The organism is Psychrobacter immobilis (assembly GCF_003148585.1).
In the GTDB taxonomy this organism is placed as follows: Bacteria; Pseudomonadota; Gammaproteobacteria; order Pseudomonadales; family Moraxellaceae; genus Psychrobacter; species Psychrobacter immobilis.
In genome coordinates, this window is sequence record NZ_QGGM01000004.1 from 151,882 (window position 1) to 160,268 (window position 8,387).

Sequence of the window (8,387 nt, forward strand, 5' to 3'; positions counted from 1 at the left end):
TTTATTAGGGATGTTTTATGAGTAATTTAAAAGAAGTAAATAGTTTAATAAGAAGTAATAAAAAAATTGAAGTCATGAGCTTATTAGAGAGCTTAATTGAAAGTAATCCTGATTTCAAAGATTATTATATTAGTTACTTACTTTGTTTTAATAGTCTTCCAAATTATCTAGGAAAAATTGCGTCTGATTCTTTAATAAAGTCAGATTTAGATGAGGTTTTAGATTTACAGGTAAAATTAGATGAAATTATATTAAAAAAATGGAATAATGTTAAATTTACCTTTTGTATTTCAGTAAAAAACAGATCTTGTGTTAATGTAAGTTGGGATGGGGTTACTAAAAATAAAACTTTTGTTACTTCCTATAAAAAAAATCCTATGAACTTCCAGTTAGATCTTTTAAAGAACTTTGTTAAAAGTATCGTCGATTCGAAAATTAATGGTATATGCTTGGAAATAATTATTGTTGATTTTAATTCAGATGATCATCCTCCGGAAGATTGGATAAACGAAATTGTAGGGGTTAGAGAAGGAATTGAAGCAAAAGTAATTAAGAGTGATGAACCTTTTAGTAGAGGTAGAGGTTTAAATATAGCAGCAGAGAAGGCGACTGGAGATATATTATTTTTTACAGACGCTGATATGCTTATTTCTAAAGAATTTTTGATTCAGAGTTTGCAGTATGCTTATGACAAGCAAAAACCATTCTTCCCTATTTGTTATTCATACTACACTCCTTATAATAAAGAAGGTTGGATAAGAGATGAAGGGTGGGGCAATCTTGTTATACCTAAAGTGATTTCAGAGAAAATTAGCTGGTGGGAGAAAAGATCGTGGGGTTCAGAAGATAATCATATGAAAGATCAGCTTGGAGATAGCTTTATTAGGGCTCAAGCTGCTGGCTTATATCATCAATGGCATCCAGAAGACGATTTTAAAACAAAGTACTACTCTAGTGAAAAAAATAAATTTGAAGTTGTTTTGGCTGTTACTACTTATAATAGGCTAGACTATCTTGAGGTTTTTATAAAAACTTGGTTGTCAACTAGAAATCCATACTATAAATGGCATCTCATAATAAATGATGATGGCTCTACAGATGGGACTATTGAGTATCTTAAAAATATTAATATTGTTGGTACTGAGATTCATATTATTTATAATAATAGGAAAGGAGTACATGAAGGTACTAATGCTATATTAGATCGAATAAATAAAATAAAACCAGATTATGTTTTTAAATGTGATGATGATGTCATCTTTGTTAAAAAAGGCTGGGATAACGCATATATAGATGGAATGAATGAGTTTGGATTTTTATGTAATTACCAAACTAAATGGAGAGACGCCAAGGTGAAAAGCACTACAGATAAGTGTATATCTTATTCTAGTGCTTATTATTCACAAGGTGCTTTCCTAGCGTTCAACATGGATGTAGTCAATAAGATAGGTTGGTTTGATACTAAGAGTTTTGGTTTTAAGGGATATGGGCATATTGATTTTGCAGTTAGGGCATGTAGAGCGGGTTTCAATAACATAAACACCTTGTATGATATTAAGAACTCACCTAGCTTTATTACTCTTCAGTTTGATGACTATAAACCAGCGTTAGATAGTGAGCGAATAGTTAACGAGTTTAAAGTCGACTTAAGTGAGGATTCAAAAGAAAGCTTTAAAGACTTTATTTTGAAGGATAGATCTAATCTATCATATATTCCTAGAAGTTCTATATTTGAATATAAGAAAAGTGAATTAAAGCCTAAATTACATATGATTATACATAATAATCATATAGGAGGAGCTGAATATGTTCATTTTAATCATGCTTATGCTTTAAGAACAATAGGTTTTGATATTGTTATTTGGTCTGTAGGTAGTGGCTACTATTTGGATAAATATTTAAGTAACAACTTTGAAACGCATTATGTACCCAATTTCTTTGAAGAAAAAGACGAATTTAATAATTTTGCAAATGAAGTAGAAGATGGCAATTATATTTATAATTGTAATGCTTATAATGATAAGCTCTTTGAAAAGATGTCTTATAATAAACACTTTTATTATCTTACAATTATGCATTCGGATGTAGAATGGATTATAAAATATCAAAAAGAATTCCGTTTTTTCACTCATCGTTACATTGCTATTCATAATTATATCAAAGAAGACTTGGTCAATGCAGGTGTTTCAACTGATAAAGTTAATATTGTAAATAACACCTTGAATCATGATTTTTCGTTTGAATACTATGAAAATATAAATTTAGAACTTAGAAGAAAATTAAAAATTCCAAAAGATGCATTAGTTGTATCATACATTGGGAGAGTAGCTAAAGATAAAAACTTGCTTAATATAGTTGATCTTGCAGAAACTGTTACTAAACAGAGAAAAGATATATATTTTATAATAGTAGGTGGTAAGTCAGATAGGGTGGAAGACTCTAACTATTTTAAATTATTTGAACAGAAGTTATTAACTCTTCAAGATAATAAAAAGATTATTTATCTTGGAGAGTTATTAGGCAAAGAGTTAGAAGATTTTTACAATGTCATAGATGTAGCAGTGAACTTATCACCATCAGAAGGCTTGCCCATCACTATGTTGGAGCAATTAGGAAAAGGAATTTATTGCATTTATCCTCAGTTCCCCGCTATCAATATTACTTTAAAGGAATTTAATTCAAAATTGATTCCCATAAAACAAAGAAAGGATATGAAAAATTTAGAATATTCTGAAACAGAAATCAATTTATATGCACAGCATATTCTAAGTCTTAATAGAGAATGTATTTCTAATTTTAGAAATGAGAATATAAAATTGGCAAAAAATAAATTTAGTTCTGCTAATCTGGCTAGGCAGCTTAACAAGAGTATTTTAGGATTAGGTTACAAAAATTAATGTGAGAAGATCTAGCAGTACACTATACTTCTTCATAGTGTGTTGCTAGATCTTATTGTTTTTTTATTATGCATTAGATAACTATTTATCATGAGGTGATATAGTTATAAACAAAATATAAGATATATCATTAATCTGAAGAAAAACAGTCATAAAATTTTTAGAGTCTATATTAAACCTCTTGCAAAAGTCATAGATTAAGCTTGAAATTTACTAATCCTACGAACAGTTTCATTCTTAACTCATAACGTTGACGTCGATTGCGATAGCGCTGAGCGACGATCTTAAACAACTTAATCAGACCTATTTGCCACTGTATGATTATCTGAGCTTTTAAGGTATATTGTTTCTTTTTTCTGCTGTAGTGCTTACTTTGGTTTTTTTTGGACGTTCAATGGGTGCTTCAGTGGCATCGATGATGACCGCTGACCAATTGATATCCTCAGGCTTACTGTGTGGCAGTTCTCATGGCAAGTCAAATCTGCCTGAGTTAACAAGGGTGTCTTCTGCTTTTCTGACAATACGACTGGCGGAGGAATCATGAACGTTAAAGTGCATACCAATATGATAAAGGGTTCGGTATTCATACCAATAGGTCATTGCTAGTAAAATCTGCGCTTCTAAGCTAAGAGCACTTAAACGACCTGATTTGGTCTTGGAAGCTTCATGCTCTTGCATGGCTTCTAGCATTTGCTCAAAATTGGCTTTATAAATGCTGGTATAACGTTTAAAACCTACATCATTCTGTTCAAGTAGTTTAGTATATCTTTTAAGTATTTAGGGTTCAGTTATATACTCTGAGATCTGAATCTACGTTTGCAAGAGGCCTAATGCTAAATGTAATCAAATCATTTATCTATAGATAAGAATTATATCCTGTATTAGTGAGAAGTCTTGTACTTTTTACTGTTTTGAATTAACTATGTGAGGTATCTCATCTTCGAGTAGCCATATTTATCAAATCCAGAGCATTGAGCTGTAGTTAAAGAATCATGTCTGTATAGCCCAATAGCAAGAGGTTTTCTGATATATACAATAGAACCATCGTTATAGCTAGACTTTATGAGCTCGAATAACTTCTTATCTGATTCAATCCTTTTTGACGAATCAAATTTCCCTAGTTTGTTTAGAATAGAGCGTGATATCATCATTGAGGAAAGGTTAAGACGCAATAATGGATAGTTTTGTCTACAAGTTGGTAAGCCAGATGATTGATCAACTCTAAAAAAGTGTGAGAAACTAGCAATAGCAGTAGATGTATTTAAGAGCTCTTTAAGTTGTAACTCTAAACGCTCAGGATGTGACCAATCATCTGAATCTTGGAATGTTACAAAATATCCGGTTGATTGCTCTATGCCAATATTTCTAGCATGGTATGTGCCATTGTTTTCTGAAAGTTTAATAACTTTTATCGTTGAATACTTCTTGAGGATATCTACAGTATCATCAGTGCTAGCGTCATCTACTACAATAATTTCAATATTTTTAATTGACTGATTCAATAAAGAGTCTATACAGTTTTCGATAAAAGCTGCAGAATTATAGGTAGTGACTATAATGCTGACTTTCTGAGCATTATGAATTTTCTTAACTTTTTTACGATTATTACCGATGGTAATCTTATTGTTTTTAACTAGATCGATAGGTTGTAGCCCGTACTGATGGTAAAACCTATAAATGAGTATTTTTGCCCATAACGGTTTATGTCGCATGAGAGAAATTTTTATGGCGACTAGTGTATCAGCTTGGTTATAAAAGCGTAGAGGAGGAATATCTCCTAAAGCTATTCTTAAAGTATCTTTAAATGGTCTAGGGATATCATCTCTTTGCTTACTTAATTCTAGAGTTAATTCAGGATAGACATAACCTATTCTATATAGAAATTGAAGTGCATCTTTTCTTTCCAAGCTAGCAATACAGTCAGTCTGTAGAAGGCTCTCAACTAGAGCGTCCGCGCTGGCGTATTGCTGAGCCTGAACATGGTGATCAAACTCTTTTAGAAGTGTACTCATAGACTATAAACGCCAATCTGGGTTCACTAATGCACCTTTAACATCGATGATTACTTTTGGTTTGGTACAAAAACTATTTATCTTGTCGTCTTCACCAATGAACTCTGCATGATTAACGGCTACAATAACAGCGTCAAAACTATTTTCTCGAATGTCGTTATAATCGACATAATCAACATCTAGGCTACTCCAGTCTTCTTCAGTAACCCAAGGATCGGAATAAGTCATTCTTACCCCATATTTCTCAAGTTCAATACCAATATCTGTTACTTTGGTATTTCTGACATCTGGACAGTTTTCTTTAAAGGTAACACCTAAAAGTAAAATACGGGCATCTTTGATATTTTTCCCATATGAGATAAGCTTTTTGATGGTTTGTTCGGCAACGAATTTACTCATAGAGTTGTTGATTGCGCGAGAAGTCAAAATTAAATTGGGATTTAATCCTAAAGATGATGCTTTGTGTGCCAAGTAATAAGGATCTACGCCAATACAATGCCCACCTACTAAACCAGGCATAAGCTTGATAAAGTTCCATTTAGTAGCAGCAGCTTCTATGACTTCATGAGTGTCGATACCAACTTCGTTGAAAATAAGGGCCAATTCGTTTATCAAAGCAATATTGACATCACGCTGAGTGTTTTCAATAACTTTAGATGCTTCTGCGACTTTTATAGAGGAAGCCTTGAATGTGCCAGCAGTAATTACTGAGCTATATAATTCATCCACTATGTCTGTGTAGTAAGGGTTTGAACCTGAAGTGACTTTTAATATGTTCTCTACTGTGCGCAGTTTGTCGCCTGGATTAATACGTTCTGGAGAATAACCAACACCAAAATCTATATTTAACTTTAAGTTGGATTTTTCTAGCTCAGGAATACAAACTTCTTCTGTAGCACCTGGATATACTGTTGATTCATAGATAACGATATCATCTCGCTTAATAATTTTACTTAGCATCTGCGAAGCTTTAACCAATGGGGATAAATCTGGTAAGTTATTATCATCAATTGGTGTTGGTACGGTAATGATAAATACGTTCGCTGCGGTTAGGTCATTAGAGTCAGAAGTAAAAGTAAGACGAGAAGTGTTTTTGAGGTATTCGCTGGTCACTTCTCTAGTTTTATCAATATTATTAGATAACTCGTTAATACGTGTTTCATTTATATCAAAGCCTATAACGTCATATTTTTTTGCAAACGCACAAGCTAGTGGTAGACCTACGTAACCTAACCCTATAATGGCGATTTTTTTGGAATTCATCGAATGACCTTTTGGTATGAATTAATTAGATAAGAGTGTTTGGCTACTTTAGTGATAATTAAGATTGTAGGCATAATAGCAGATATAAAATAGCTGAGAAAGTAATGGTGTGTTTGATTTTACATCATCATTGCATAGACCTTTATAAAAAGGTCGCCCTAATACGGTGACTTTTTTGCCTCTTAGCAAAGCTTCAAACCCACCTAATGATGTAATGGTATATACGTGATCGATAGTCTTTAAAGCATCAACCAAATGAATAGACTGGGTTAGAATAAGACAATCTAGCTCAGTGAGTATATGGACGATAGATAAATCATCGAGTGTCATTGGATGTGGTTTCACAATGATTTGTGCGTCAGGATTTTCTTCAATTGCTTGATTGACCACATCAAGCAACGTAATACCAATACCGCCACCATATTTTAATGAATCATCATGCGGCACTTGACCTAATACTAATATACGTTTTTTACTCTTAACGCCATATAGTGGTATGACATTGACATAAGGCTGATGGTTGTATTTACTCACCCGATGAGAAACGTAATAATCCAGCATCTCCTGTGCCAACGCCTCATCATAACCATCCTGCTCAAAATCAAAGTTTGCTATGAGGTCAGTTAAGTCATTTGGGCGAGTGGTATCAAAGTAGGGCGCTTGGCTATCCATTACAATAGACAGCGGTGGAGCGCCTGATTCATCGTCAGGGCCTGAACGAATAAAACCATCTTCTAAAAAGAAAATGTCTAGACCTTGCTTGCGGATGTAATCAATAAAATACTCAGGCGCTTTATAACCCCAAATATAGATAACAGGGTTTACACGCTTGATAAATGGCTTTAACCATATGTCAAAGTAGCGCATATCAAAATGTCGTTGTATTTGAACATGTGATGACTCCAATACCCAGTCATCAACCAAGTCTTGCCATGGCAGCATACCAACGACTAACGCCAAACGCTGTTTTGGCTGACGATTATGTTTATAATAACCTGATAATAGCGGTCGGATGTAAGCGTTAAATTTCATAATATGTTGGCTTGCTTAGTTTGATAGCGAGAGGGCAGATAGGCATGATTGGGGTATTTACGTTGGCAATGTTTTATCGTTCCCAGTATAGTTGCATTTACGAGTAAAAACGAATACCTACTTCGAAAAATAATAACTTCGAAAAATAATGGATCGATATTATGAAAAACAAGATACTAGTCACGGGTGGTGCGGGCTATATTGGCACACACACCTGTATCGCACTGCATGAAGCTGGTTATGAGATTGTAGTTTACGACAACTTATCTAATAGTAGTCGTGAAGCCATCAATCGTGTCTCAGCTCTCATTGGTCAGCCTATTGAGTTTATCGAAGGCGATATTCGCGATGCTGAGTCACTTAGACAAGTATTTTTATCTCATCATTTCTTCGGCGTGATTCACTTCGCTGGACTAAAAGCAGTTGGCGAATCTGTTGCCAAGCCATTGCTATACTACAATAACAACGTCAGTGGTACCATTACCTTGCTAGAAGTGATGGCTGAGTATGATGTCAAAAATCTTGTTTTCTCATCATCAGCAACAGTTTATGGTGACCCCGAATCGCTGCCTATTGACGAGAATTCACCGCGTTCTTGTACCAATCCCTATGGTCAAAGCAAACTTGCCGTCGAGCACATATTAGAAGACCTTGCCGTATCAGATGACAGTTGGAATCTGATTCCTTTGAGATACTTTAATCCAGTAGGGGCACATCTGTCAGGGCAGATTGGCGAAGACCCTAATGATATCCCAAATAATTTGATGCCTTATATCTCGCAAGTCGCTGTTGGTAAGCTTGCCAAACTTAATGTTTTTGGTAATGACTATCCAACTATTGATGGTACTGGCGTGCGTGATTTTATCCATGTTACTGATTTGGCGCAAGGTCATGTCGCTGCGTTAAATTATTTAGAGCGACAAGTAGCACCAGTAGGATTTTTACCCATTAATTTAGGCACTGGTAAAGGGACTTCTGTATTAGAGTTAGTAACAGCATTTTCTAACGTTTCTGGACAATCAATTCCTTATCAATTTGCAGAACGCCGCGCAGGTGACATAGCAAGCTGCTATGCCAGTGCTGATAAAGCGAAAAACCTGTTAGAGTGGCAAGCAAAATTATCAATTACTGAGATGTGCCAAGATAGCTGGCGTTGGCAAAGTATGAATCCGAATGGTTATAA

General features: G+C 34.3%; 6 protein-coding genes. 2 read left to right on the plus strand and 4 right to left on the minus strand.

Annotation, left to right across the window (positions count from 1 at the left end):
* The first annotated feature begins 17 nt into the window (after positions 1 to 17).
* Positions 18 to 2,897: a glycosyltransferase gene (locus C8D84_RS05445; protein WP_109590635.1), complete on the plus strand. Its 2,880-nt coding sequence runs from the start codon at positions 18 to 20 to the stop codon at positions 2,895 to 2,897.
* Between the two features lie 465 nt (positions 2,898 to 3,362).
* Here the strand turns inward: C8D84_RS05445 and C8D84_RS05450 are convergent, their stop codons facing one another.
* The 4 genes from C8D84_RS05450 to C8D84_RS05465 all read right to left on the minus strand — a co-directional run bounded on the left by C8D84_RS05450 (position 3,363) and on the right by C8D84_RS05465 (position 7,204).
* Positions 3,363 to 3,575, minus strand: a complete 213-nt coding sequence (locus C8D84_RS05450) for a helix-turn-helix domain-containing protein (RefSeq protein ID WP_157292339.1) — start codon at positions 3,573 to 3,575, stop codon at positions 3,363 to 3,365.
* 242 nt (positions 3,576 to 3,817) lie between these two features.
* A complete protein-coding gene (locus C8D84_RS05455) occupies positions 3,818 to 4,909 on the minus strand; it encodes a glycosyltransferase family 2 protein (protein ID WP_109590639.1) in 1,092 nt (363 codons plus the stop codon).
* Positions 4,910 to 4,912: 3 nt separating this feature from the next.
* Positions 4,913 to 6,172, minus strand: a complete 1,260-nt coding sequence (locus C8D84_RS05460) for a nucleotide sugar dehydrogenase (protein WP_109590641.1) — start codon at positions 6,170 to 6,172, stop codon at positions 4,913 to 4,915.
* A gap of 48 nt (positions 6,173 to 6,220) precedes the next feature.
* Positions 6,221 to 7,204 carry a capsular polysaccharide export protein, LipB/KpsS family gene (locus C8D84_RS05465; RefSeq protein WP_109590643.1) on the minus strand — a complete coding sequence of 328 codons (984 nt, stop codon included), beginning with the start codon at positions 7,202 to 7,204 and terminating at the stop codon, positions 6,221 to 6,223.
* Between the two features lie 161 nt (positions 7,205 to 7,365).
* Here C8D84_RS05465 and galE point away from each other — a divergent pair.
* On the plus strand, positions 7,366 to 8,387 hold a 1,022-nt coding region (galE, locus tag C8D84_RS05470; protein ID WP_109590645.1), incomplete at its 3' end, for a UDP-glucose 4-epimerase GalE.